This window comes from Lysinibacillus agricola, from assembly GCF_016638705.1.
GTDB classification, from domain to species: domain Bacteria; phylum Bacillota; class Bacilli; order Bacillales_A; family Planococcaceae; genus Lysinibacillus; species Lysinibacillus agricola.
The window spans coordinates 1,619,350-1,644,984 of record NZ_CP067341.1; the positions used below are offsets into that span (position 1 = coordinate 1,619,350).

Genomic DNA, 25,635 nt, shown 5'->3' on the forward strand with positions numbered 1-25,635 from the left:
TTTGGGGATTATTCAAGAGTGGTTAGATAGTGGAGATGAGGATTTAAACGTGGAGGAGTTAGCAATGATTCATTTTCGATTATTGCGCTTCCTTGGTGATTTGGCATCTTTGCAGCTATAAGTTTTAAAAGAATCTGCTTGCTCCAAGAAAGCAGATTCTTTTAGCATTTATAAATACAAATCACGTTTAACAAAAACACGAATAGCTAGCATATAGCACAGCAACCCAATTAAAAATAATGCTCCTAGCATCCAAATAGACGAGCTTTCTTGAGTCATTAATTTCTCAGGTGCAAACAATGAGTAAATCGTGAAGTACTTAAGCTTTTCTAAAGAACCACCCATATTACTAAGCGCTTGAATTAAATAAAAAAGAATAGGAATTCCTGTACTATACGCATAAGAGGTTCTTAAATCCTTGCTACTGCAGGATACAAAAAAGCAGTAGCCACTAATGGCAAAGTGTAAGAAAAAAAGACCGATATTTAATATCAAAAAAGCACTTATATTTAATTCATTTGGAAAAAGAATCTCGGAAAATATGACTACTACCAAAGTTGTTACCGTGAGCAGTGTAAAGATGCTAGCAACTAAAAAAAATGCTTGCGTGAAGACAATTTTAAAACGTGTATTCGGTGTCGCAATTAAGTATGCCATTGAACCATTATCGATATAGCCCATCATTAGTTTATTTGCCAACATAATGATGAAAACTAACGGAAAAACAAGTAATAAAAATCCATACAAATAGGTTGATAAAAATTCAATTAACGTATTACCTATGTTATTCATACCAAATGCTGACATCAATTCAGGCATGGTTTCGGTAAGCTTATGAAGAGTATCATTCATTTCAGGGTTATACATATAAACAGTGCTAATAATATAGAGCATTAAAACAGCGAGTATAATACTAAAAAGCTTAACAGTCGCTAGCACCTCATGTTTTAGCAAAGTAAAGTTCATGATTCTTGACCTCCTCTTTCGTAGTAATGCATAAATATATCTTCAAGTGATTGTGAAATGATATCGAGGTCATTAATTTTATAATCTGCTAAAGTATGAAGCAATGTTTGGACATTACCTTGAACTTTTATAATGGCTTGTGTTGGTCCAGTCTGTTCAATTTTAAGCTGCTCACCTAAGAAACGAGATAGCTCTTGTTCGCTTTGAAATTCAATTAAAAACTTTTTGGATTTTCGTTTTTTTAAGTCAGCAATTGTTTCCGTTGCAACAATTTTCCCGGCATTAAGTATCGCTACACGATCACAGGTTTTTTCAATTTCTTCAATCATATGAGAGGACATGAATATCGTCGTCCCTTTTTCTTTTTCAGCTAAAATAAATTCTATAAATTTTGTTTGTATAAGAGGGTCTAATCCACTTGTCGGTTCATCTAGAATGACTATCTCTGGGTTATGCATAAATGCACAAATTAGACCTACTTTTTGCTTCATACCTTTTGACATTTTCTTTATAAGCCCTGCGGCATTTAATTCAAAGTATTGCATGAGTTCATTAGCCCTTGTTAAATCATGTAACCCTCGCATTTGAGCAATAAATTTGATAAATTGTTGTCCCGTCATTTTATCGATAAACGCAATTTCACCAGGCAAATACCCTACAAATTTTTGAATTTCAGCTGTAGATTGGCGACAATTCAACCCTTTTATGGAACACTGTCCTTCTGTTGGCTGTAAGAACCCCATTAAATGCCGTATTGTTGTAGATTTACCTGCTCCATTTGGCCCTAAAAATCCGAACACCTCACCTTTTTTGATTTGTAAGTCCACATTCTGTACACTATAAAAGTCCCCAAATCTTTTAGTTAGATTATTGACCTCGATCATTGCCATACAATTCACCCCTTCAACTGTTCTTTATAATGATTATAAGACTAATTTTCAAAAAAATAATTACTATAAAGTGAAACTCTAATCAGTGGGGCTACATCCTTCACTGGTTAGTAGTCTTCACTAATCAGGCTTTTACAGGCAGTTAATCTTTCGTTGCTTCCGCTGAATTTTAAGGTGGGAATGTTGTACCTTTTCAGTACAGATAAATTACTGGCCGTTATTACGGGATAAAAAAAGAACATGAATGGCTTCTTATTAAAAGACTCCTTCATGTTCTTTGCCTATTGATTACAAATGTAACCTCAACTTGAAGATATTTATTCTCCATAATAATTATTCAGTGCTACTTCTAAACGTTCTTCTAGGTGCATTGAAATATAGCTCAACACAAATTGTTCCTTTTCCATCTCAATTTGAGCGGAACGAAAAAATTTTCTGAAATAGCCTGCCTTATTGTCTATCGAAAATAGCTGTAATGCTTCTGTCCGTAATGTCGACACAATTTCATTTTCAATATGACGCTCACGAATTTTTTGAACAATATCCTTTACGCTGCCCTCTTGCAATTCTGAAATTTGCATTTGTAGGTTTTCATTTTCTTGTTTAAGTTCAGCGGTTTCTTTTTGAATTTCTTCTACTTGAAGATTTGACTCAGAGGATACTAATTGAATCTTTTGTGTAAGAAAATCTTGATTTATCGTTACTTGTAAGGCTCCACGTTCTTCATTTGGAAGGATATTAAAAAGTCCTGTTTGTATCATTTGCTGTAGAACATTTCCAAGAACATCAACTTTATTGGCTAAATCATCATCAGCCATAGTTGTTGCAGTTATTTGATGTTTGATAAGCTGACCGTTGTCATCAATTCCTAATAAAAGTTTTAAGCCTTTGACACGGAGTTCATCCTTTAGCAGTAATATCATGCGAAGTCTTAAAATAGCAGGCAGATTCAAACGAATATTGGTGTTTGGGCTTTTCGTAGCATTATCAAAAATATACTGTTCGAATGGTTTAATGTAATAACGAAGCATCGTATCAGTTATTTCAAACCAGCCAGCGACTTCTGAAGTAGAATAATTATTTGCTTCCTCAATATGCGCTAAATAGCCGTCATTATAAAGTATTTCTTCTGAAGGTGTATTTTGTATTACGACAAACAATGGGTCATGTTGCACAATTCCGAGTACCATTTCTTTTGCATCATTTAGTTTAAGCATCCTTTCACACCCCACTTTATTTTTCCGTATAACTCTATATAGGTTTCTATTCTATTGGAAGCAAATGTATGACTATTTTGTGAAGGGAATAATTATTAGAACAAATGACCTAACAACCCTTTCTCCACTTATGCGGTTATCTATACCGAGGGGAAGCGTTAAGTACAAGACTTCCACAAAAAATTTAAAGCAGCGGGGTAGGAGGTTAACTGTCCGTATAAGCCCGATTGGTGAAGAGAATAATCCGTGGGGATAAAGAAAACCCCGTGGATTAAAGTTTCACTTTAGGTTCTTAAGAAAAATTTAAGAAATCTCCTCGGAAATCTTTAAGAAATGCTCTTTATATTAAAAGTATTCAAATAATACTTTGATCGGGGAGAAAATGTATGTTAACGTTCCTTACAGAATTTATAAAACATCCGAAAACGATAGGTGCGATTTCACCTAGTTCAAAAAAATTAGCGAAAAAAATGGTCGACCAAATTTGTTTTGAAAATGCCCGATGTATTGTTGAACTAGGGCCGGGTACGGGTTCATTTACGAAAGAATTAGTGAAAAGAAAAGAGCAGTCAACAAAGTTAATTCTTATTGAAAGTAATGAAGTTTTTTGTGACAAGCTTCGTGAACAATTTGAACATGAGCCGAGTATAATCGTAATACATGGATCAGCTGAGAATTTATGCATATATATGTCAGCATTAAATATTAAAAAAATTGATTATGTCGTATCTGGATTACCTTTTACTTCATTGAATCCTGCCATTTCATCTCGTATTTTACAGAATGTAAAGGAATGCTTAGAGGACGGAGAATTTATTACATTCCAATATTCACTTGTTAGGAAATCCTTTATTCAAAATTATTTTGAGGATATTTCACATGAAAAAGTATGGATTAACTTTCCACCTGCTTATGTGCTCAGCTGCAAAATTGGAAATGTGAGGGCTAGTTAATGGGGTTACAAGATCTTTTATCAACTATTGAGCAATACGGTTATTTTGCTTTATTTTTCAGCTTATGGATAGGAATCGTTGGTATGCCCCTTCCTGATGAGATGATTGTTATGAGTGGTGGATTTTTATCATCGTTAGGAAAAATGAGTGTGTTGAAAGCTTTTGTACTAACTTATCTTGGCGCAGTTTCAGGACTTTCCTTAGGATTTATTCTTGGGAAAGTGTTTGGCCATAAAATACTTGATAAATTGGTGAAAAAGAACAAGGCTAAATATTTGTTACAATCAAAAGAACTAATAGATAGATATGGTCATTTTGCTTTAGTTATAAGCTATTTCATACCAATTGTGAGGCATATACTTCCGTACTTAGTAGGTATGAATAACATGTCTTTTAAAAAATACGCTTTGTATTACTACACAGCAGGTTTTGTTTGGACATTGCTTTACTTTTCACTTGGTTTGTTCTTTGGAGAACACATTGAAAGTATTTCCATGTTTGCAACAAAATACGGTATATACTTTGGCGTTTTCGTCGGTATTGTAGGATGTTTTTATTATTTTTATACACGAAAATTAAAGTCGGTATCGTAAAATGTTTTTATTATTTTATTTACGAAAAATGGCTCATCACCAAAATCCGGGGATGACAAAATCAATGACCTGTTTCCAAACGTAAACGGAGGAAAAGATGGGCATCATTTCGGTAGCCAAAACCACGTCTTTTGATGAGCTTAATTTTATTATTTGTGCCCTCCATAATGCCGTTTGAGAAAGGTGAGTATATGGTATCTACCATGGCTTTCTCACGAACAATCACGGTTTTAGCTATCTTTGAAACTACACCACTTGTGTGAAATTGATAGCGTTCGAGCCAGTCTTTTAAGCGCTTTGTTGCTTGTGTATCCGTTGTAGCTTTTAACACATAACGCATGTGATTCAATGCTTGATAGATATGCTTTGTATGAAAATCTTCCCGTAGCCATTCACGCACAAAACCACGTTCTTCCTCTGTTAACTCTTCCGGTTTTCGCGCTAAACAGCGGTCGATAAATCGGGATTTGTGCTGCTTTTTTGCTTCACCTAAGTAACATCGTCTGCGCTGCTGGGCATCGGTGAAAAATTGAATCAAATGAAAGCGGTCCAATACATGAATAGCTGTTGGGTAAACGGCTTGAATCGCACCTGCCATGGCCACTGCGAAATCACTGACCACGGTTTGAATCGACCCTACCACTTTCTTTAAAACCAATTCAATTGCGTCTTGATCTCGGTGAGGAACAATCGCCAAAATACGCCCTGTTTCAGCGTTTAAGACACTCGTCGCATAGTTGTGCCCTTTGCGTAAAGCGAATTCATCGACACAAATATGTTTCGCACTTTCTTCGACTAATTGTTCGGGTGCATACGTGTAAAACCAGCGTTCAACCGTTCAACCGTTGTATACGGAAGTGCATAGTCACGTGCGACATCCGCAATTGAGCGACCATGACAACGCTTCGTAATTTCACGACGAAACGATTCCGTCGAGGAATGAACAAGCCCTAATCCATAGTCAAATGTGAACGTAAATCCACAATTTTTACAGCGTTGGCGAGGCACAAATAATTCAATCCAAAGCACGCCAATATGCCAGGCACAGCCATGCCGAAAACGGCGTAGGGCACGATCATGACAAACAGTCCGACCTTGGCAATTTGGACAAGCTATTGATTGTGGCGCAATGTCCACGCGAAAAATATTTGGCTCCTCCTCAGATGGCAGAGCGATTTCAAAAAAGGATGGCAACTGTAGAATTAATTTGATAAACTTAGAGCACAAAGTGAAAACTCCTCTCGTGGTTTGTCTCAGCAACAATTACGATACGTGAGTTTTCACTTTTTTTCTATACTTTAATGTAAATTTATTGAATTTTTATGTGGTCAACCCCAAGTTATGGTGATGAGCCCGAAAAATAAAAGAATAGTTAAAATTAGGAACTGTAATTATGGATAGGAATATATTGCATGAAATAGGTTGATTGGAACGAAGACTGAACGCCCCTAGGAGCGCTAAGTTGGAACGACAATCAGCTTCATGTTATGGTGCTTGGACTGTTTAATGTATATCTGGTAATTTAAAATACTTTGAAATTTGGTGGAATTTGATGACTAAAGAAACAATACTAATAGTTGATGATGAAAAAGAGATTAGAAATCTTATTGCTATTTATTTAAAAAATGAAGGCTACGATATTCTAGAAGCAAGTGATGGAGAGGAGGGCTTAAGTCTTTTAAAGAAACATAAAGTACATTTAATTGTCTTAGATATTATGATGCCGAACGTGGATGGTATCGAAATGTGTATGAAGGTAAGGGAAATAGCCGAGATGCCAATTATTATGCTGTCAGCAAAGTCTCAGGATATGGATAAAATCACCGGATTAACTTTAGGGGCAGATGATTATGTAACAAAGCCCTTTAACCCTTTAGAGCTAATTGCGCGCATAAAATCTCAGCTTCGTAGATATATCAAAATGGATCGACTAGATAGTATGAACGAAAGTGAGATAGAGATTGGTGATTTGCGAATCAATACCGACACACATGAAGTAATCGTCAACAATGAAAAAGTAAAGCTTACACCAAGGGAGTTTTCTATTCTCGAATTACTTGCAAGAAATCAAGGCATAGTCATGAGCGCTGAGCAAATTTATGAAAAGGTTTGGAAGGAAGAGGCTATACAGTCTGAAAACACGGTAATGGTACATATACGAAAAATACGAGAAAGAATTGAGACAAATCCAAGAAATCCTCAATATATTAAAACGGTATGGGGAGTAGGTTATAAAATTGAGAAAGATCATTAAGCCATTCAAATACTTACTAAGCAAACTAAAAATACTTATCATAAATGCCATTACAAAAGTTCGACAAAGTATCAGAATTCAACTTTTAACAACTTTTATTCTTTGTGCATTTCTCGGTTTACTTGTTGCTCGAGTTACTCTACCATTTTTAGAGAATATCAATGAAACAGTTACTATTGACTATAGTGGAGGTATGCAGCAAATAAACTTTCAAGCGCAGCGTGCGGCAGATTTGGCTGTTAGTGAAAATAGTATTGAAGCTTTACAGCAAATGATTGAAGATGAAAATTTAAAGATGGAAATGAAACAGAGTGCGTTGAAAGTGCTAGTTACCGATGAGCGCGGGAAGGTTTTGTATAAAACAAAACAAGCGGAAGAGGAACAAATCGATTTGCATAATAAGATTCGTCATGTAATGGATTTTGCAATCAACAACCCATTCTATAATTATGATATACCGCAAGTCGAGGATTCGCGGCAAGAATTTATTGCCTTTTATCCATTAACGATAGAAGATAAAGGTTTATATTTGTTTGTCAGTGGTATTCCAAAAGGTGCAGTTATTTCACAAAAAAAAAAGGGTCCTATTCCTCCTTTAATGGGAATTGCTTTTTTTACCTTTTCATTCTTCTATATAACAAAACGAAAAATGAAACAAATTGAGGCGTTGGCGAAGGGGGTTAAGGAAATCGCAAAAGGAGATTTAACTTATCGAATTGAGAAAAAGGGAAAAGATGAAATAGCTTTATTAACAGAGAATGTCAATCATATGGCCGAAGCAATTATGGCAAGTATAGAAATGGAACGAAGGATTGATAAACAAAAAAATGAATTAATCACAAATGTTTCACACGACCTTCGGACACCACTTACTTCAATTATGGGCTATTTACGATTGTTAAGAGATGAAAAGTACGAAACGAAGGAGCAATATGATGAGTATATAAAAATTGCTTTCTCAAAATCTGAACAGCTAAAAAACCTGATTGATGATTTATTTGAATATACGAAGTTAACGAATGAAAGCAATGTCCTTGCGCAACACCAAGTATGTCTCAATGAACTTCTCGATCAGTTAATTGAGGAGTTGATTCCGCAAGCGGAGGAAAACCATCGTACATTTATTAAAAATTTCTCAGAGGAGCGGATCTTTGCGACAGTAGATTCTGAAAAAATTGTCAGGGTTTTTGATAATTTATTAATGAATGCCATTAAATATAGTACAGATAAAGGTGAGATTTTTGTTTCCCTTGAAAGAAAAGAAAGGTATGTTCAAATTTGTGTTGCAAATGAAAGTAATGAATTTACATCCGAGGAGCTAATGAGCTTATTTGAGCGATTTTATAAAAAAGATCAGTCTAGAACAAGTGTAGCGGAAGGTTCAGGACTTGGACTTGCTATTGCTAAAAGTATTGTAGAACTACATGGTGGCAAAATTGAAGCAAAGTATGCAGACGGTTTGTTGCAGTTTATCATCATGCTACCTGTTATAGCTGCTGAATAGTGATTGAGTGATTGGACAACATATTGTTAATAAGCATTTCTTGAATTGTATCTAAAATGCTTGTGTCTTTTATTAGTATTTGAATTTCTGTCTGCTTGTACTGTCGTTGAAATTCATAAATATATTCTGTGATAATTTGTAAGTTGAAACTGTTTTTAATTTCCACCTCAACAAAAAACGGTAATGTTAATTGGGGATGTTTTGAACAGCCACCGCGACGAATCCAAATTGCTTCATTGACAAAATAACGGATAGGTAGTTGACGATTACTTGCAATAAATAAGTCCATTTAATACTCCTTTGTATAAACGATTTAACAAAAGCCTAAAGGAAATTAGATAAATCGTCAAAAGATATACTATAAGAAAAACATGAGGAAATCTTGTATAAAGGCTTCCTTATGTTTTTATTTTTGTTTTTGTGTTGGTTTTCACTTGAATATGTCCGTTTTTGGGACTGATTGTAAAGCGGGTGTAAACATTTATTTAATGCATTGTAAATGATATTTACATACATACTAAAACTATTAATAATAAAGTCTGACAACAATGAAAGGGTTGAATGGATTGGATATTAATATACAGGAAATGGTTTTCCAGTTTCTTGGAGGGCTAGGCTTATTTCTTTTTGCTATTAAATTTATGGGTGATGGACTGCAAAAGGCTGCAGGTGATCGTCTACGAGATATTTTAGATAAATTTACAACGAATCCATTGATGGGTGTATTAGTCGGAATTGTCGTGACGGTTCTTATTCAATCGAGTTCAGGCACGACTGTTATTACAGTTGGATTAGTCAGTGCGGGTTTAATGAAATTGCGTCAAGCTATTGGGGTTATTATGGGCGCCAATATTGGTACTACGATAACAGCTTTTATTATAGGAGTTAACGTAGGTGCATATGCTTATCCAATTATGGCAGTCGGCGCGATTTGTTTATTCTTCTTTAAAAAAAGCATGATTCAAAATATCGGACAAGTTTTGTTTGGATTTGCGGGTTTATTTATTGGTTTAGAGCTGATGAGTGGTGGTATGAAGCCACTACGAGATTGGCAACCATTTTTAGATTTAACTGTGCAAATGTCTGATGTGCCTATTTTAGGTGTGCTAGTAGGTACGATATTTACATTGATTGTTCAATCATCTTCAGCAACGGTTGGTATTTTACAAGGATTGTATTCAGAAGGATTAATTTCATTACATGGTGCATTACCAGTATTGTTTGGAGATAATATTGGAACAACAATTACGGCCATTTTAGCTGCATTAGGTGCATCGATTGCCGCAAAACGTGTAGCAGCAACACATTTACTATTCAATGTTGTCGGTACAGTGATCTTTATGCTTATTCTAGGATTATTTACAAACTACGTAGAATGGATCGCTGGTGTATTAAATTTAGAGCCGAAAATGCAAATTGCCTTTGCACATGGAACTTTTAATGTCTTGAATACAATTATACAGTTACCATTAATCGGAGTTTGGGCTTATGTTGTGACGAAATTGATTCCAGGTGAGGATTCAGTTATAGAATATAAACCGAAATTTTTGGATAAAAATTTAATTGTTAAATCGCCTTCAGTTGCACTTGGTCAGGCAAAAATGGAGGTTGTCCGCATGGGTGAATTTAGTATTCAAGGTCTTGAGGAAACGCTAACTATTTTAAAAACTTCTGATACAAAATTAATGGGAACTGTTGAGCAGCTAGAAGATGCCATTAACAATTTAGATCGGAAATCAACGGAATATTTAGTCGAGCTTTCAAAGCAATCACTATCGAGCCATGACTCCCAAGTGCATCATGCTCTATTTGAAAATATACGTGATATTGAACGAATTGGAGATCATGTAGAAAATATCATCGAGCTGTTACAGTATAAAGATAGTAATCGAGTTCGTCTAAGTGATGAGGCATTTAAAGAATTGGAAGAGATGTTTGTCTATACATTGGAAACAGTTAAAATGGCTATTGAAGCCCTTGATAAACGTGATATCACATTAGCAAACCAAGTATTAGAAAAAGAAAATGAAATCGACAATATGGAGCGACGATTACGTAAACTGCATATTAAACGTTTAAATGAAGGCACATGCTCAGGTTCAGCAGGTATTGTATTTGCAGATATAGTAAGCAATCTAGAAAGAATCGGCGATCATGCCTCGAATATAGCAGAAACTGTAATTTCTTAAAAAGAAAGAGAGCTGTTCAGCGTTGAACAGCTCTTTTTTATAGGGTGACAGTAGAACCTTCGAAGTGACGGATAGAACTCTCGAACCGCCGGATAGAACATTCAAACTGATGGACAATAGCTCCCGAACTGACAGGTAGAACCTTCAAATCGACGGATAGTCGTATGCATCAATCGTCTCTAGAAAATATTTTAGCGCAGGTGACTGTACTTCGTCATTACGATAAATAAACCAAGTAGGGATTTGAGCCTGCTTTGTCGCTAGTATGTGCAGAGACAGTGACTGTGTATCCATATATCTTTGAGCGATTGCGCGTGGCAGTAATGTCACACCTAAACCAGCAGCAACGCAGCCAATGATTCCATCAAGGGTACCAAATTCCATACGCTTCTGTGGTCGCACACCGTCCTCGTGCAACCAATGTTCTAAAATGGCTCTATATGAGCAGCCATGATGAAAAGTAATGAGTGTGCTGTCCTCTACATCTCGTAGGCTATCAATACGTTTATGCTTGCTAGATGTGATGACAACAAGCTCCTCACAAACAAATTCCTTTGCTAGGATATTTTCTTTATAAACGGGTCCTACTACAAATGCACCATCTAATTCATAGTTCTCTAACCGCTCAATATTTTGTTGAGATGGACTTGTCAATATAGTGATATCCACTTGTTTATAGGCTTTATGGAAAGTTGTTAATAGGGCAGGTAAGTGTAGTGCCGCAGTCGATTCCATTGAACCGATACGTAAAAGACCTCTATTTTCCTCTGAATCCTGAAGTACTTCAAAGGATTTTTCATAGAGATGTAGCATTTTTAATACCATTTCATAAAATTGCTCTCCCTTTGGTGTCAATCGGATGCCTCGATGTCCTCGATAAAAAAAGGTTGTATGATACATGGCCTCAAGATTTTGTATTTTCATAGAGATATTGGATTGTGTGTAATTGAGTTCTGCAGCAGCCTTGGAGAAGCTACCTGTTTGCACGACTGTCCGAAAAATTAAGAGATCATTAATATTCATACTTTTCCTCCAGCCATCAATTTATTTGATATCTATTATAACGAATTCATACTATTTGTGATACCTGTATTTTCGTTATAGTGAGAAGGAGGGGAGGGAAAATATGCACAAGCAAACAGTTCAATATTTAGTTGGAGGCATTTTTGCATTAGTCATTGCCATGGGGATTGGTCGTTTTTCCTATACGGTTATCTTACCGTATATGCAAGATACTTTTGCCTTTAGTCGTTCCACAGCAGGTTTTCTAGCAACAAGTAATTATTTAGGATACTTTATAGGGGCATTGGTAGCTGGCCGTTTACAAATAGGGGATAAACGTATTCCTTTTTTACAAATAACACTCGTTATTAGTATTTTGACAACAGCTATGATGAGCTTTACAGATGCCATTTTCGCATGGTATCTACTTCGTTTTATTTCAGGGGTTATGAGTGCATTTATCTTTGTGGTTGCTGCTAGCCTTGTGCTCGATCAGTTGGCTAGAAATGGAAAAGCACATTTATCAGGGCTTTTTTATAGCGGGGTAGGTACAGGAATTGCTCTAAGCGCGGTTATTGTGTCACCCATGCATGCAATGTTTGATTGGAATGGGACATGGATCGCCTTGGCATTGTTTAGTGTCATATTGCTTGTATTCATCATATTTTTCATAAAGCCAGTTACTCAACATACACAACAGCAATCAAGGCAAACAGTAGCATCACAAAAAGTCCCACCTTCGACATGGATGAAGTGGTTAATTTTAGCTTATAGCTTAGAGGGACTTGGCTATATTGTCACTGGAACATTTATCGTGTCAATTGCAGAAGAGTCAACAAGCTTTCATGGTGATGCAGCCTTTGTCTGGTTTGTTGTTGGGATTGCAGCGATTCCATCGTGCATCGTTTGGTCTAAGCTGGCACAGCGATACGGCTATGTGAGAACATTATTGATTGCCATGCTATTTCAAGGGCTTGGCATTATTTTGCCAGCATTTGCGACAAATACGATGACACTCTACACAAGTGCCTTTATTTTTGGGGCAACCTTTATGGGCATTACAACAGTGGCCACAACATTAGCAAGACAAATAGTGCCTGTGAACAGTCACCAAATATTAGGTTATCTAACTGCTGGTTATGCTTTGGGCCAAATGTTCGGTCCTTCACTTGCAGGAACAATAGCCAATTATACAAATAGCTATCAGTATGCCTTATTTGGAGCAACAGCCGTTGTAGTAGTAGGGGCAGTATGTCTTATTGGCGGATTAAAATATGAAAAAGTGAAAGTAGGAGAACTAGATGCCATACGTGAATAAAAGCGCCCAGTCGGAACGGAAATCAATCACACGTTATGGTGATGATCCACTTTAATAACATTAAAAAGAAGTAATTGTAGACGATTTATTTCATCACTACTTGTTTATAATGTTGCACATATTAAAGGGTCAAAAATAGCCTTGTTATTGTACGATTAACAAGGCTAACTTAAATTTCTCCTTCAATAAAAGCCTTCTGTAGTTAAATAAGATGACTGTTGTTATCTTTCCACTTTTCGTTCATTTGTGCGTTTTTCCAATAAGTGTTCGGTCCATTACTTTTTAAAGTTGCATTTTTCGGTACCTGTTTAATTATAAGAAGAAGATTAAGTAAATCAACTGACGATGCCATCGAGTTTAGTAGTATTAAGAACTTTAATGTCGTTGTTAAGAGTCCAAATACACTTAATATTAGTGGGGCAATGATTGAAATAATCATAAAAGGAGCAATTGTAATGAAGATATATCTTAATTTTGAAATCTCTTCTTCCGTTATCACAAAACCCCCGGCCAGAATAAATCCTACATATGTTTTTTCGGATTTAATGAAATTAGGAATGAAAATCAAATGAAGTAATTCGTGAAGTATTAATAGTAAGACTAACCCCAAAATAATATTCAAGTTAATAGTTATTGATATTCCATCAGGTGTCAGTCCAAAATCGCTCAAAGAAATACTTGAAAAGATATTTATTACCCCAATAGAGATGATTGTAGCAATAATCATTAAAGGGACAGATATCAAAATAGCACTTAATAAATTCTTAGGTTCTTTCATTGGAGTCCATCCATTTTTAAGTAAGTCCAAATGTAAATTCGGGTTACTTTTTGGCAATTTGTTTAGTAATTTCATTAAACTCCCCCATCCTTAATTCAAGAAAATTGTATAACTGTCCTGTTCTATTAGTTGAATAAGTCACGTTTAGTGAATTTTTTTATCTAATGTGCCGTACTCCTCGTTTTCGTTGTTACTGATTATTGTAGCAGTTTCATTTTCATTAAACCAAATTCGATATTCATAAAGTCTTCCTGGCATATTTTCATCAAAAGTATAAAAAAATATCAGGTGTGTTGATTAACCATTTTTATCCACCTCAATTAATTAGAAGGCTCTGATTTCCGCTACGGGCTACTCGCTTTCCTAGTCGAGTAGCCCGTAGCGGAAATCAGTTAAAATGGACATATATTAGCAAAATCTCCTTATTATAAATTTACCACATAAAGCGAATTCATTCTTTATCTATTCTCAGTTTGTAAATATTCAACTTCATTTTTGTTCATAAATAAAAGCTGAACTAAATTGTTTGAATTAGTTCAGCTTAAAATTATTTTAATGTTTTTAACTCTTGAATACGAAAGACTTATTTACTTTTGATTTAGTGGATATCACGTTTTTTGAAGTTACCACCGCGTACCTCTGAAACATCAGAAATGACTACAAAAGCACTTTCATCGATATCTTTAATAATCGAAACAAGCTTATTTTCTTCCATACGGTTAATAACACAGTTTAAAATTTCAGTTGGTTCATTGGAAAAACCGCCACGCCCATGCGTATAAGTAACACCACGTCCTAAACGAGCTTGAATAGCATCACCAATCTCTTCTGATTTTCCACTAACAACACGGACATCTTTTGATTTTTCTAAACCAACTTGAATAATATCAATCACGTTTTTCGCAATATAATATGTTAAAGCTGAGTATAATGCGCTCTCTAAGCCAAAAATAAAGCTTGCCCCTAAGAAAATAAAGGCATTAATAAATAATATAATATCCCCGACTGAAAACGGAATCTTACGTGATAGTAACACGGCTAAAACCTCAGAGCCATCCAAAGCGCCACCGTTACGTAAGACAATCCCAATCCCAACACCTAGTAGCATACCACCAGATAAAACAATTAATAACGGATCATTTGGACCTAAAATTGTTTTAACATCATGCATAAGCACTGTGGAAATAGATAGAGCTGCAATCCCAGCAGTACTCATCAATGCAAAAGTTTTACCTACTTGTTTGTAGCCAATATAAATAAACGGAATGTTTAATACAAAGAGCAGTACGCCTAATGGAATACCAAAGAGGTGTGCGCCCATAATACTAAGCCCCGTTACGCCACCATCAATGACATCGTTCGGTATCAATACCGCCTCTAGTCCGTATGCTGCGATGATAGCACCAATAATAATCATAATAAATTTTCGTGTGTTTTCAACTGACTTTCTTCTTTTCATAAATCTTCTCCATTTCTTTACGTAAAAATAATACTTAAGGTTTTGGAATAATATTTATAGCTATTGTTTTTGTCTCAGTCTCATTGCTTGAGTCGGCCATATTATAGTATTTATTTATTAAATCGTTTAATTCATTTTCAAAGTTCTTGAATTGATCCTTCGTTAACTTAAAATCAATAAGCGAAAAAGTTGCTAAATCTGCAAGTCTTTCTTCTTCATCAAGTGAATCTAAATAGTTTTGATATTGAGATAGCAAAGCTAATTGATAGTAGGAAACGTAATTTAATTTTTGTTTGATTGTTAGTTGTGTCCAATCCTCCTTACTAAGTTTTGCTGCTCCTTCATTTACTGCATAAAATTTTTCTGTAACAGAACGTATTTTTCGCTCTTTCACAATTTTTATGATGTTTTCATCTGCTAAAATTTGGATGTGACGATACAAGGTAGCTTGAGGTACATCCTTTATGATTGAAATCATCTCCAAAGTACTTATGCCTTCTTCTTTAGTGTGCATGAGAGCTTGTAAAATTTTCATTCTCACAGGGTGCATTAAAACTTCTGCTTTATTCCGCATAAAACGATCCTCCTATCAGATGGAATCAAGGGAAGCAATCAAATGTTATCAATATGAGAACATTCTCAAAAAATATACTATAGAATTTTTAAAAGGATGTACAGTAAAAAGGTAATGAAATTTTTTACATCTTTTGTTATCATTATTGATAATGATAATGAATGGAGGTTTTAGGAATGAAATTACACTATGGTTTTGATGATTTAAGCCAACTAGATTGGGCAAGCATACTGCCAATCATTTTGCCGTTGATATTCGTTGGACTTGTTCTAATCATTGTTGCTTTATTCGATTTATATCGGCACCGAGATACGCGGGAAAACATACTGATGTGGACAATTATTATTTTGTTCTGTAACTCAATTGGTTCTGTTCTTTACTTCATTATTGGTAGGAAGGATGTAAATAAACGTGCGCTTAGAGATTAAACATATTACGAAAAAGTTTAAACAAAAAACAGCCGTGAATGATTTTTCTATGGTCATTGATGTTAATGAGTGTGTTGGGTTAATTGGACCAAATGGGGCGGGGAAATCCACGTTAATTCAAATCATTGCCGACATTCTGTGTGCAGATGAAGGGAAAATTCTTCTTGATGGTCAGAAGATTTCATCTATGAAAAATCAAATTGGTTACTTACCTCAGTATCCTAATTTTTTCTCTTGGATGACAGCATTTGAAACATTGTCCTTTATGGGAACACTTTCAGGCATAGCAAAAAATGAATTGCAGAAAGAAATTCCATTACTTTTAGATAAGGTAGGCTTAGGGAAAGAAGCACATCTCCATGTCGGGACATTTTCAGGTGGTATGAAGCAACGTCTTGGCATCGCACAAGCATTATTGCATAAGCCAACTTTAATGATTATGGATGAACCGGTATCAGCTCTAGATCCAATAGGGAGAAGAGAAGTGTTAAATCTATTAAAAGAGATAAAAAAAGAAACGACCATTTTATTGTCAACGCACATATTGAGCGATGCGGAGGAAATTTGTGAGCGCTTTGTGATGATTAAAAATGGTCACAAAATAGAAGATGCTACAAAATCAGAGTTGCTTAAGCGCCATCAAGAATCAGCTATCTTTTTAATGATTCAAAAAGCAGATTTTCACTGGTTAACAATGGTTGAACATTTACCCTATGTGAAGAAAATCGAAAGCTGTGGAGATGGCTTCAAAATACACGTTGAAAATTTGGGAACAGATGCGAATCGCCTAATACAGCATGGACTGGATTCAAAAGTGATGTTTACTAAATTAGAAGTAGGTATTCAGGACAATCTAGAAGAAATATTTTTGGAATTGGTGGTGTAAGAGAATGAGTGCTTTTATTGCATTGAGCAAAAAAGAAGTACATCAAATGGCAAGGGAGTTTAAAATATTGTGGCTCCCCATCGTATTTATTTTACTAGGGCTAACACAACCGATTATGATGTATTATTTACCTGTTATTTTACAATCAGCTGGTGGTGTTCAAGGTATAATAATTGATCCTACGATGGCAAAGCCTGAAGGACAGGAGGTACTTGCCTCAACATTAAATTCACAGTTTGATCAGCTCGGCATTATTATTTTGGTCGTTGCCACTATGAGTATTATTCAAGGAGAGAAAGCAAATGGCATGATGGCATTTATCCTAACAAGACCAGTATCAATATCATCCTATTTAAATAGTAAAATTATTATCCATTATATATTGGCTGTTATATGTATAGCTCTTGGCTATGCAGTGTCCTATGGCTATTCGGCGTATTTATTTACTACTGTTCCTATGACACAAGCTATGTGGGCTTTAGCATTTTATTGTGTTTGGCTGTTATTTATCATAACGTTTGTTGCAATGATGAGTACATTTTTTAATAGTCCTGCATTTATTGCACTAATAAGTATCGTTGTCCTATTAATATGTCGCTTTATTACTGGGCTACATCCATTCATAGACGTTGTGAATCCTGCTAGTAATAGTATGTATGCAACAAATATTCTGATGACAGGTGACATTGGGACTTGGTATGGCATCAATATTGTAGTTACGGTGCTGTTGGTTTTATTGATGATCATTACCATGCAAAGTTTCATTGCGAAAAAGAAATTTTAAATGAAATTAGGTGAAAAAATTGTTATCGATACAAAATTTACAGAAATCGTATGGCCAGCATGAGGTTTTAAAAGGAGTAGAGTTAACAATAGAAAAGGGAGAAATACTGGCGTTTGTTGGGGGGAATGGTGCAGGTAAAACAACGACATTAAATTGTATTGCTGGACTAGTAGAACAAAATTGCGGGGGAATTATGATTAATAATGTTTCGAAATCGCAATCGCTCGAATATAAAAAGCAATTTTATTTTATACCCGATACGATTCATGTATTTCCAAATATAGCTGCATATGATTGGATACATTTTGTTTTGAAGCTATATGAAAAGACTGATAATGAAAAACTACAAAACTTTATTAGCGTCTTTGGTATGGAAAAAAGTATATATAAACCTATGGGAACGTATTCTTATGGAATGCTTCATAAGATAGCGTTGATTACTGCTTTTACAATTAGTCCGCCTATCCTTATTATGGATGAACCGTTAAATGGCCTAGACCCACTTGCTGTCGTTGCTTTTAAAAATTGTATGAAAGAGTATGTTGAAAAGGGTGGGACCGTTCTCTTTTCCACTCATTTATTAGACGTTGCTGAGAAAATTTGTCAATCTATTTCGTTTTTAAAAGATGGAAAGATTGTCTTACATGAGCGTGTTGAGAACTTGCTAGTCGATGGGAGCTTAGAAACTATTTTTATGGAGAAACAAGCAAATGAAGGATAATATACAATTAATCAAATTCTTTTTAACATCTTTTTATGCAAAGCCAAAGCAGCCAGTAATTCAAGTACTCCTAATTATTGCATTTATTTATCTAGCGGTTCAGTATTTTGTACTTACTTTCACTATCTATTTCATAGCGACCCCAGAGGAGTATTTATTTTACAATGTTCTTCTTTCAAATGGTGTGACCTATTTATTGATTTCGTATTTTGCTATTTCAGTAGTGTTTAGTCAAAGTGATTTTGCTATATTTGCTCATTTACCTATTTCTGCGAAGAAGGTTGTCATATCGAAAATTATAAGTGGGGTAACGTTACCGATAATGGCGGTAAGTATTTTATCAATACCTACATTTTTCATATTCCTGATAGAGTTTAAGCTAGGTGTTGCTATAAAATCACTTTTACTTTTACTTGTCATGAACGTTTTAATTGTACTGTTCCTTCTATTTGTATTGTCCATTTTGAATCATTTTCGCAGTATGTTTAGTAACACATCCGTATATCTACTTGTTAGGATGACGCTTATAGTAGGTATTGGAATAAGCCCAATACTGTACTTTCTCATAAAAAATTATCATGCAATGAGCACTGTTTTAGTGAAATTAGATGTTTCAACCATATCATCCTTAAGTGCTTCAATTTCTGATTTTCTAGAAATAGGTTATCGTTTTGCAATGCAACAGTCATTGGTAGAGACACTTTTGTCATTAAATTCGGCGATAAGTTTTATCTCGTTATTCGCACTATGTTATGTATTGTTTAAAGCAACTATTAAAATGATTGCATCTAAGTATTATGAACATGGCATGCTTGTCAGCAGAATAGAAAAAACGACTAAAGTTTGGGGGAGAGATATTCAAAGCAGCTTGGTCAATTATTTGCAGCGTGAATATTGGATTATTCAATCTGAACCGTACTTTAAAATGCAAGCTATTCTTGGGATAATCTTAACGCCAATTTGTACAATCATTTTTTTAATTCTCTTACAGATGAATATGATAAAGGCGGAATGGATTGTAAACAATGAATCTTTTCTATTTGCCTATATGGTTTTGTTGATGAGTTGTATGAACAATATTAGTGGGACACCCTATTCAAGAGAGGGAAAATACTATGCATCTAGCATGACATTGCCATTTGATCCACAAAAAATTTACATGGCAAAAATTATGACTTCATCATGCATCGGTATAATATCAGTTGTAATAAGCTATATCATTTACATGCTTTTTGGTAGAGGCGATATTATTACGGGACTACATTTATTGATTACATTACTATTAGTCATTACGTATAATTTAATGTCCCCGCTTTATGATAGAAGGCTTCCTTTACTTGAATGGTCTAATCCATCGGAGGCAATAAAATCAAATCCTACAGTATTAATAAGCCTGTTATATGGATTACCATTATTGATTGTCATCGGACTTCTTCACTTTAGCTTGCTATCTTTCAATGTTTCTCCGTCGATTTCGGTAGCAATTATTTTGATTATTGTAATACTATGTGCAATCACATTAATTTACAAAATATTTAATAGAAAGAATTTGGAATGCTCTTCACCATAACTTCTGGCGATGAGCCATATGAAAGGATACGTGAACAATTGAATGTGAAAATAGATCCAATGAGTAATATTCCTTTTTATCAGCAGTTAACCCAGCAACTACTTTGTGAAATAGCGACAGGGAATTTGCAAAATGGTGACCCATTGCCCTCCATTCGTGATTTAGCAGCTGAAACAAACCTCAATCTCCATACCGTTCATAAAAGCTACAAGGAGCTTCAGAAGAAGGGAATAATCGCTATAAAACCTAACTCAAAAGCAATTGTTAAGAAAACTCCCGAAGCAAAGGGGATTGACCTTCAAGAAATTTCTATAAAAGTCGAACAAATAATATGTGAAGCTTATGTTTTAGGTATTAGCGAACAACAACTGCAGCAGATGTTTCATAAGATTTTGCGAAAGTATTATACTGATTGTTAAGAGAGAAAGAGATGACTTCTGCAATATACAGAAGCCATCTCTTACTAATTAGAGTGTATTTTAATCAATTATGCCTTGGTATAATTGATTAGCTTTATTTCTTACGCATAATTTTCTAATCATTCTTCGTACTGCTTAATTAGTTCCCTTAGTTTACTTTGTATTTGTTCACGCACCACTTGTGGGCGCTTTAAGTTTGCCTCCATGCCTAGGCTAAGGAAGAAATGAACAGACCAAGATATAAAAGATGTGCTCATCTTTGTACGAATCGTACCTGAGCCGTCCTCATGTAGATTTATATATTGGGCTAACCATAAGTCTGATTGGCATCTTCTTACACCTTCCAATGTTAAATCCACCTCCAATTCTAACATTTCATCCCCTTCTATTCTCATAATCCATGTCTTTATATGTTCCTCATCCATATTTAATTTCAGGTTTTGGTCTGCATCTAAGGAGAATCCCTTCACTCTATCCACCCGAAATACTCGATGATCTTTTGCAAAGAAACAGTAGGCTTGACAGTACCATAATCCATTCATCGTATATATCCCAATTGGTTGAATAACCCTTTCTCGGCTTGAAGAAGCTTCGTACATCATTGTGATTACTCGTTGCTCCAAAGCTGCCTCAAGAAGTTCCTTTAAGAAAGGAACTTCCATCTCATGTGGGGGTATCCAAAATACAAGTCGTTGCTGCATACGTTCAATCTTTTGCTTAAGTTCACTCGACAGATAATGGAAAAATTTATCCAATGCTGTATTTACTTCATTTTTGAAGGGGAGAGACTTGTAATTATGTAGAGATTGACAGGCAAAAAACAAGGCGATTGCCTCATATTCCGTAAAACTAATGGGTGGCAGTACCTTTTCCCGTAAAACGCGATATCCACCGTTTGGTCCTGTCTCTGAGTATAGTGGTACGCCAAGTTCACTTAACTCCATCAAATCGCGAATCATTGTTCGACGTGAAACACCACACTCATCTGCCATCTCCTGTATTGTAAACTTCTTACGTTCATTGACCTTCATTATAAGTTGAATAAGTCTCTGCGCTTTATGCATTGAGTAGTGCCTCCTTTATAAAATTTAATTAATAGTGACGATAGTTGGCACTATTATCACGTATATTTTAATTCGAAGTCAATGTTAATGAAAAGTGGAGAATATGAATAGTAAGTTTTTAATTCTGAAAAGGCTTTACGTGCTTTCATAACATTGACTTTACACACGTTTTTTATCTTTACATTGGGGTATAAAAAGGATCAAAAAAACGTGAAAACAATTTTTAATAGAAGGAGATTTAAAAATGAAATCAGAAAATCCAAAATACGTGATGGAAATTGTTTTATTTGAGCTGAAGGAGGGAACGGATACCCAACTTTTCTGTCAAGCAGCTGCACAACTTACTGAGGTACTGCAATTACAAATACCGGGATTTAAAGAACGCACTTTGCTGCATACACAAGACGAAAGCCAATGGACGGATATTATTTATTGGGATAATATGGAAATGACATTAGGAGCGATGGAACAACTAAAGTCAGTACCGGTTTTTCAAACTTTTGTGTCGATGATTGATTCACGAGAGATTGTACAACGACATCTAATTCCAACTAATTTGAATATATAGGGAATTTTGCGTATAAGAACGTTTACTATTGATGAATTGTCCATAGCAAATAAAAGAAAGGAGTTGGAACATGTCTGATACATTTGCAGGAAGATATAATGAAGAATTCTTTTACCATTTTACGGATGTTGTCAAACACAATTATCCTGATTTTGATTCGAATATGTTTCATAGCTTGATATACGATGAACATTGGGAACAGAAACAATTCAAAGAGCGAATCCGACATATAAGTACTTCTTTACGTATGACTTTACCTAATTCTTATAGGGATGCAATTTCTATTTTGATCCAAATAGCTCCTCAATGTTGTGGAGTTGAATACTTGTTCTTTCCTGATTTTGTAGAAGTAAATGGACTTGACGATTGGACAACTTCTATTACGGCACTTGAGAGGTTTACGTCTTTTTCCAGTTCTGAATTTGCTGTTCGCCCGTTTATATTAAAAGATTCCCAAAGAATGATGGATCAGATGCTAAAATGGGCCAGTCATCCAGAACCTCATATCAGACGCTTAGCAAGCGAGGGTTGTCGTCCTAGATTACCTTGGGCTACGGCTTTAAACATATTTAAAGCTGACCCAATGCCAATTGTGCATATATTAGAACAACTAAAGCGTGATACTTCGGCCTATGTACAGAAAAGCGTTGCTAATAATCTGAATGATATTTCGAAAGATAATCCGGAACTAGTCAAAAAGCTCGCACGTGATTGGTACGGAGAGAATCCAAACACTGATTGGATAATTAAACATGGATGTCGCAGTTTGCTGCGAAAAAGTGATCCAGATATGCTTTACTTGTTCGGCTTTGAAAATTCTCCAGATGTGACGGTAAGTAATTTTTCACTGGACAAGGAAACGTTAAAGATTGGTCAAACTCTCAACTTTTCTTTTTCAATTCGTGCCAACACCTCTGTATCTCAGAAGTTACGAGTTGAATATGCTATTGATTTCGTCAAAGCCAATCGTAGAACCACGAGAAAGCAATTCAAGATAGCGGAACGAAACTACGATAAAGAAGATTGGCAATATGTACGAAGTCATCATTTTAAAGACTTAACAGTCCGCAAACATTATCCAGGCAAACACCAGTTATCCATCATTGTTAACGGTAAAGAACTAGCTACAACGAATTTTTACGTAACCGAAATCACAGAGTCTTAATAAAATGACATGGAGGAAATAATATGAGTAATGTATCAGTAATAGGGTTAGGATCAATGGGAGCAGCACTGGCTCGTGTATTGCTTCAAAGTGGCCATCAAGTTACAGTATGGAATAGATCAATTGCAAGGGCGGAACCCCTTATTGAAGATGGAGCTATGCTTGCTTCCAGTATAGATAAGGCTATAAGCGCAAGCAAGGTCTCGATTATTTGCGTATCAGACTATAAGGCTTCATACAGTATTTTGGATACTGAAGAAGTCAAAGCAGCCATTAAAGGGAAAGTGCTTGTCCAATTAAGCACAGGTAGTCCTCAGCAAGCGCGTGACAATGAAAAATGGGCTAAAGATAATAATGTGGACTATCTCGATGGAGCAATAGCATCCTCACCACTGCAAATGGGTAAAATGGAATCAACAATTTTTACATCCGGTTCCATAACCGCTTTTCAACAGAGTGAACCATTTCTTAAATCTTTAGCAGGAAACATCCCTTATCTTGGGGAGCAAGTTAGCGCAGCATCTTCTACAGAATTGGCTTTCCTTTCATACTTATTTGGTTCGTATATTGGATTCTTTCACGCTGCACGTATTCTCGAATCGGATGGGCTACGAGTAGATTCATTCGGTTCCATGATTGAAAATGTTTCCCAAGTTGTTGGTGAAGTGATCAAGTATGAGAGTGAAGTTGTTCAAACAGAATCTTACGATAATGCACAGAGCTCTATAAATATGTGTATGACGACAGTGGAACTCTTTATGGAACAAGCGCGCGAAGCCGGAATTAATAATGAATTTCCGAATTTTGCTCATGGGCTTTTTAAGAAGGCTTTGGATGCGGGCTACGGAAATGAGGAACTTGGAGCTCTTATTAAAGTAATGCGAAAGTAAAATAGTTTGTAAAATTCTATAGGAATTGATAAAGACCACTCGAGATGAGTGGTCTTTATGTATGTGCGCCAAGGATGGACGTAATCTACAGGGTGCAAGTCCCGAAACATTAAGGAGTGTGGAATAAACCCAAATTTCACTTGTTCGATGAAGCAGACAAACAATTATGGCATAATCGAAGGTCCTATTTGTTGCATCACAACCAACAGTTAAATTAAAAACACCGCCACTATGGTTGTAATCACAAGACCAATCGCCACGGGCAATAAATTACGCCTTGCAAGTTCGAAGGGGCTAACGTTACAAATGGCAGCAGCCAGGATTAATGCCCAAGGAATGATTGTTCCTCCTCCAACAAAGATTGCTGTTATTTGTCCTAAAGCTGTTAAAGTTGCAGTACAGCCACCAATAGCAATACCGTCAAATATATAACTTTCAAGTAAACTTAATAAATACTAATAGGTGGCTAAACGTTTTTGTTGTAATTCTTTATTTTGAAAATGAACGATTTTTCCCAGTTAGTCGTATTACATATAAATCATTATTGTATGGAGTAGATTTCATGGATGAAAAGGATTTAATTCGAAAGGCGAAAAAAGGAGATACATTGGCTCTTTCGAAACTGCTACAACAGAATTATTCGTTCCTCGTAAAGTATTTAATGAAAGTTACCCTTCATCCACAAATCGCAGAAGATTTAACACAAGAGACGATGATGAAGTGTATTGAAAAAATCCAACTATATAATGGTGAATCCAAGTTTTCCTCATGGCTCATCACAATCGCAACGAACCTTTTTATCGATCAACAGCGTAGAAAGAAGCGGGAGAAAAACTGGCTAGAGCAGGAACAAGCACTCCGAAAAATGAAATGGAATGTAGCCAATATGAACGAAGAATGGACTGATGTACTTGATGTACTTGCTCAAATTAATGAAGAAATACGTATGCCAATCGTGCTAAAGCATTATTACGGATATTCATATGAGGAAATCGGAAAAATGATGGGTATTGCAGAAGGAACAGTAAAATCTCGAGTTTCAAATGGTCTAAAAAATGTACGAAAGGAGTTGGCTGAACTTGAAGGAGTATGATTCTAAAAATAGTAATTCTATGTTGGATGATGAAGATGAATTAACGGTTAAGCAATTAATAGATGATTTAGAAAAACTGGATCAATGGAATCCAGTATCTACTCCAAACTTACAATGGTTTCAACAAAATGTTGAATTAGAGAAAAAAAGAATACGAAAAAAACAATGGAAAGACCTCCTCACGTTTATGTCTGTTGCAGTATTTGTGCTTTCGGTTGGGATTGCTGTCGTTTATCGTCAGCCAATTCTTATTCTTTATTTTCAGCTTGTGGGGATTATCTTATTGCCCTTAGCTCTTAACAAAACTAGAAAGAAGGTCAGTAATGAATGATCTCAAACAAACTAAGTAG

Annotated in this window: 28 protein-coding genes and 1 pseudogene; 17 read left to right on the forward strand and 12 right to left on the reverse strand. The window is 35.4% G+C overall.

Annotated features, from left to right (window positions below; translation table 11 throughout):
- Positions 1-168: 168 nt before the first annotated feature.
- The 3 genes from FJQ98_RS07700 to FJQ98_RS07710 form a co-directional block, all read right to left on the reverse strand.
- The gene (locus tag FJQ98_RS07700) at positions 169-966 is read right to left on the reverse strand and encodes an ABC transporter permease subunit (protein ID WP_198926868.1); all 798 of its coding nucleotides are present in this window, start codon (positions 964-966) and stop codon (positions 169-171) included.
- Positions 963-1,850: an ABC transporter ATP-binding protein gene (locus FJQ98_RS07705; protein WP_198926876.1), complete on the reverse strand. Its 888-nt coding sequence runs from the start codon at positions 1,848-1,850 to the stop codon at positions 963-965. Before FJQ98_RS07705 ends, FJQ98_RS07700 begins: the two co-directional genes overlap by 4 nt.
- 323 nt (positions 1,851-2,173) lie before the next feature.
- On the reverse strand, positions 2,174-3,073 hold the full coding sequence (locus FJQ98_RS07710) for a hypothetical protein (protein WP_053594492.1): 900 nt from the start codon (positions 3,071-3,073) through the stop codon (positions 2,174-2,176).
- A gap of 386 nt (positions 3,074-3,459) precedes the next feature.
- On the opposite strand from FJQ98_RS07710, the gene FJQ98_RS07715 reads away from it, so the two are divergent.
- Together FJQ98_RS07715 and FJQ98_RS07720 are read left to right on the forward strand one after the other, a co-directional pair.
- Positions 3,460-4,026 carry a class I SAM-dependent methyltransferase gene (locus FJQ98_RS07715; RefSeq protein WP_053594493.1) on the forward strand — a complete coding sequence of 189 codons (567 nt, stop codon included), beginning with the start codon at positions 3,460-3,462 and terminating at the stop codon, positions 4,024-4,026.
- Positions 4,026-4,619, forward strand: coding sequence for a DedA family protein (locus tag FJQ98_RS07720; RefSeq protein ID WP_053594494.1), 594 nt, complete (start codon positions 4,026-4,028; stop codon positions 4,617-4,619). The genes FJQ98_RS07715 and FJQ98_RS07720 overlap by 1 nt, the downstream gene beginning before the upstream one ends.
- 61 nt (positions 4,620-4,680) lie before the next feature.
- Here the strand turns inward: FJQ98_RS07720 and FJQ98_RS07725 are convergent, their stop codons facing one another.
- Complete coding sequence (locus tag FJQ98_RS07725; protein WP_201406721.1) at positions 4,681-5,394, reverse strand: transposase; 714 nt, start codon at positions 5,392-5,394, stop codon at positions 4,681-4,683.
- Positions 5,395-5,414: 20 nt separating this feature from the next.
- Positions 5,415-5,846, reverse strand: a complete 432-nt coding sequence (locus FJQ98_RS07730; protein WP_053594496.1) for a hypothetical protein — start codon at positions 5,844-5,846, stop codon at positions 5,415-5,417.
- 325 nt (positions 5,847-6,171) lie between these two features.
- On the opposite strand from FJQ98_RS07730, the gene FJQ98_RS07735 reads away from it, so the two are divergent.
- Positions 6,172-6,873, forward strand: a complete 702-nt coding sequence (locus tag FJQ98_RS07735; RefSeq protein ID WP_053594497.1) for a response regulator transcription factor — start codon at positions 6,172-6,174, stop codon at positions 6,871-6,873.
- The gene (locus FJQ98_RS07740) at positions 6,857-8,377 is read left to right on the forward strand and encodes a HAMP domain-containing sensor histidine kinase (protein WP_053594498.1); all 1,521 of its coding nucleotides are present in this window, start codon (positions 6,857-6,859) and stop codon (positions 8,375-8,377) included. The genes FJQ98_RS07735 and FJQ98_RS07740 overlap by 17 nt, the downstream gene beginning before the upstream one ends.
- Here FJQ98_RS07740 and FJQ98_RS07745 read toward each other — a convergent pair.
- Positions 8,361-8,666: a hypothetical protein gene (locus tag FJQ98_RS07745; protein WP_053594499.1), complete on the reverse strand. Its 306-nt coding sequence runs from the start codon at positions 8,664-8,666 to the stop codon at positions 8,361-8,363. The genes FJQ98_RS07740 and FJQ98_RS07745 overlap by 17 nt on opposite strands.
- 298 nt (positions 8,667-8,964) lie before the next feature.
- Between FJQ98_RS07745 and FJQ98_RS07750 the strand changes: the two genes are divergently transcribed.
- A complete protein-coding gene (locus FJQ98_RS07750) occupies positions 8,965-10,566 on the forward strand; it encodes a Na/Pi cotransporter family protein (RefSeq protein WP_198926877.1) in 1,602 nt (533 codons plus the stop codon).
- A gap of 144 nt (positions 10,567-10,710) precedes the next feature.
- Here the strand turns inward: FJQ98_RS07750 and FJQ98_RS07755 are convergent, their stop codons facing one another.
- Complete coding sequence (locus tag FJQ98_RS07755) at positions 10,711-11,589, reverse strand: LysR family transcriptional regulator (RefSeq protein ID WP_053594501.1); 879 nt, start codon at positions 11,587-11,589, stop codon at positions 10,711-10,713.
- A 103-nt stretch (positions 11,590-11,692) separates the two neighbouring features.
- Here FJQ98_RS07755 and FJQ98_RS07760 point away from each other — a divergent pair, with 103 nt between their 5' ends.
- On the forward strand, positions 11,693-12,886 hold the full coding sequence (locus FJQ98_RS07760) for a YbfB/YjiJ family MFS transporter (RefSeq protein ID WP_053594502.1): 1,194 nt from the start codon (positions 11,693-11,695) through the stop codon (positions 12,884-12,886).
- A gap of 202 nt (positions 12,887-13,088) precedes the next feature.
- Here FJQ98_RS07760 and FJQ98_RS07765 read toward each other — a convergent pair whose 3' ends face one another.
- The 3 genes from FJQ98_RS07765 to FJQ98_RS07775 form a co-directional block, all read right to left on the reverse strand.
- Complete coding sequence (locus tag FJQ98_RS07765; RefSeq protein ID WP_053594503.1) at positions 13,089-13,739, reverse strand: DUF3267 domain-containing protein; 651 nt, start codon at positions 13,737-13,739, stop codon at positions 13,089-13,091.
- Positions 13,740-14,262: 523 nt separating this feature from the next.
- Positions 14,263-15,123 (reverse strand): YitT family protein, encoded by an 861-nt coding sequence (locus FJQ98_RS07770; RefSeq protein ID WP_053594504.1) that lies wholly within the window; start codon positions 15,121-15,123, stop codon positions 14,263-14,265.
- 34 nt (positions 15,124-15,157) lie between these two features.
- Positions 15,158-15,697 (reverse strand): transcriptional regulator, encoded by a 540-nt coding sequence (locus FJQ98_RS07775; protein WP_201406668.1) that lies wholly within the window; start codon positions 15,695-15,697, stop codon positions 15,158-15,160.
- Between the two features lie 176 nt (positions 15,698-15,873).
- On the opposite strand from FJQ98_RS07775, the gene FJQ98_RS07780 reads away from it, so the two are divergent.
- Genes FJQ98_RS07780 through FJQ98_RS07805 form a run of 6 tightly spaced genes read left to right on the forward strand, consistent with a single transcriptional unit; the run spans position 15,874 to position 20,505 of the window.
- Positions 15,874-16,125, forward strand: coding sequence for a PLD nuclease N-terminal domain-containing protein (locus FJQ98_RS07780; protein ID WP_053594506.1), 252 nt, complete (start codon positions 15,874-15,876; stop codon positions 16,123-16,125).
- On the forward strand, positions 16,109-17,011 hold the full coding sequence (locus FJQ98_RS07785; RefSeq protein WP_053594507.1) for an ABC transporter ATP-binding protein: 903 nt from the start codon (positions 16,109-16,111) through the stop codon (positions 17,009-17,011). The genes FJQ98_RS07780 and FJQ98_RS07785 overlap by 17 nt, the downstream gene beginning before the upstream one ends.
- 4 nt (positions 17,012-17,015) lie before the next feature.
- A complete protein-coding gene (locus FJQ98_RS07790; protein WP_053594508.1) occupies positions 17,016-17,795 on the forward strand; it encodes an ABC transporter permease in 780 nt (259 codons plus the stop codon).
- A gap of 19 nt (positions 17,796-17,814) precedes the next feature.
- Positions 17,815-18,516 carry an ABC transporter ATP-binding protein gene (locus FJQ98_RS07795; protein ID WP_053594509.1) on the forward strand — a complete coding sequence of 234 codons (702 nt, stop codon included), beginning with the start codon at positions 17,815-17,817 and terminating at the stop codon, positions 18,514-18,516.
- Positions 18,506-20,086, forward strand: a complete 1,581-nt coding sequence (locus FJQ98_RS07800) for a hypothetical protein (RefSeq protein ID WP_053594510.1) — start codon at positions 18,506-18,508, stop codon at positions 20,084-20,086. Before FJQ98_RS07795 ends, FJQ98_RS07800 begins: the two co-directional genes overlap by 11 nt.
- A gap of 44 nt (positions 20,087-20,130) precedes the next feature.
- The gene (locus tag FJQ98_RS07805) at positions 20,131-20,505 is read left to right on the forward strand and encodes a GntR family transcriptional regulator (RefSeq protein WP_241774554.1); all 375 of its coding nucleotides are present in this window, start codon (positions 20,131-20,133) and stop codon (positions 20,503-20,505) included.
- A gap of 119 nt (positions 20,506-20,624) precedes the next feature.
- Here the strand turns inward: FJQ98_RS07805 and FJQ98_RS07810 are convergent, their stop codons facing one another.
- Positions 20,625-21,569, reverse strand: a complete 945-nt coding sequence (locus FJQ98_RS07810; protein WP_053594511.1) for a helix-turn-helix transcriptional regulator — start codon at positions 21,567-21,569, stop codon at positions 20,625-20,627.
- A gap of 244 nt (positions 21,570-21,813) precedes the next feature.
- Between FJQ98_RS07810 and FJQ98_RS07815 the strand changes: the two genes are divergently transcribed.
- The 3 genes from FJQ98_RS07815 (at position 21,814) to FJQ98_RS07825 (ending at position 24,192) form a co-directional block, all read left to right on the forward strand.
- Positions 21,814-22,137 carry a hypothetical protein gene (locus tag FJQ98_RS07815; protein ID WP_053594512.1) on the forward strand — a complete coding sequence of 108 codons (324 nt, stop codon included), beginning with the start codon at positions 21,814-21,816 and terminating at the stop codon, positions 22,135-22,137.
- Positions 22,138-22,207: 70 nt separating this feature from the next.
- Positions 22,208-23,302 (forward strand): DNA alkylation repair protein, encoded by a 1,095-nt coding sequence (locus FJQ98_RS07820; RefSeq protein WP_053594513.1) that lies wholly within the window; start codon positions 22,208-22,210, stop codon positions 23,300-23,302.
- A 23-nt stretch (positions 23,303-23,325) separates the two neighbouring features.
- Positions 23,326-24,192 carry an NAD(P)-dependent oxidoreductase gene (locus FJQ98_RS07825; protein ID WP_053594514.1) on the forward strand — a complete coding sequence of 289 codons (867 nt, stop codon included), beginning with the start codon at positions 23,326-23,328 and terminating at the stop codon, positions 24,190-24,192.
- A gap of 209 nt (positions 24,193-24,401) precedes the next feature.
- Here the strand turns inward: FJQ98_RS07825 and FJQ98_RS26715 are convergent.
- Positions 24,402-24,608, reverse strand: a pseudogene (locus FJQ98_RS26715) (hypothetical protein); the annotation flags it as partial.
- 146 nt (positions 24,609-24,754) lie between these two features.
- Between FJQ98_RS26715 and sigY the strand changes: the two are divergent.
- A complete protein-coding gene (gene sigY / locus FJQ98_RS07830; RefSeq protein ID WP_053594515.1) occupies positions 24,755-25,285 on the forward strand; it encodes an RNA polymerase sigma factor SigY in 531 nt (176 codons plus the stop codon).
- Positions 25,272-25,616, forward strand: a complete 345-nt coding sequence (locus FJQ98_RS07835; RefSeq protein ID WP_053594516.1) for a YxlC family protein — start codon at positions 25,272-25,274, stop codon at positions 25,614-25,616. The genes sigY and FJQ98_RS07835 overlap by 14 nt, the downstream gene beginning before the upstream one ends.
- The last annotated feature ends 19 nt before the right edge of the window (positions 25,617-25,635 follow it).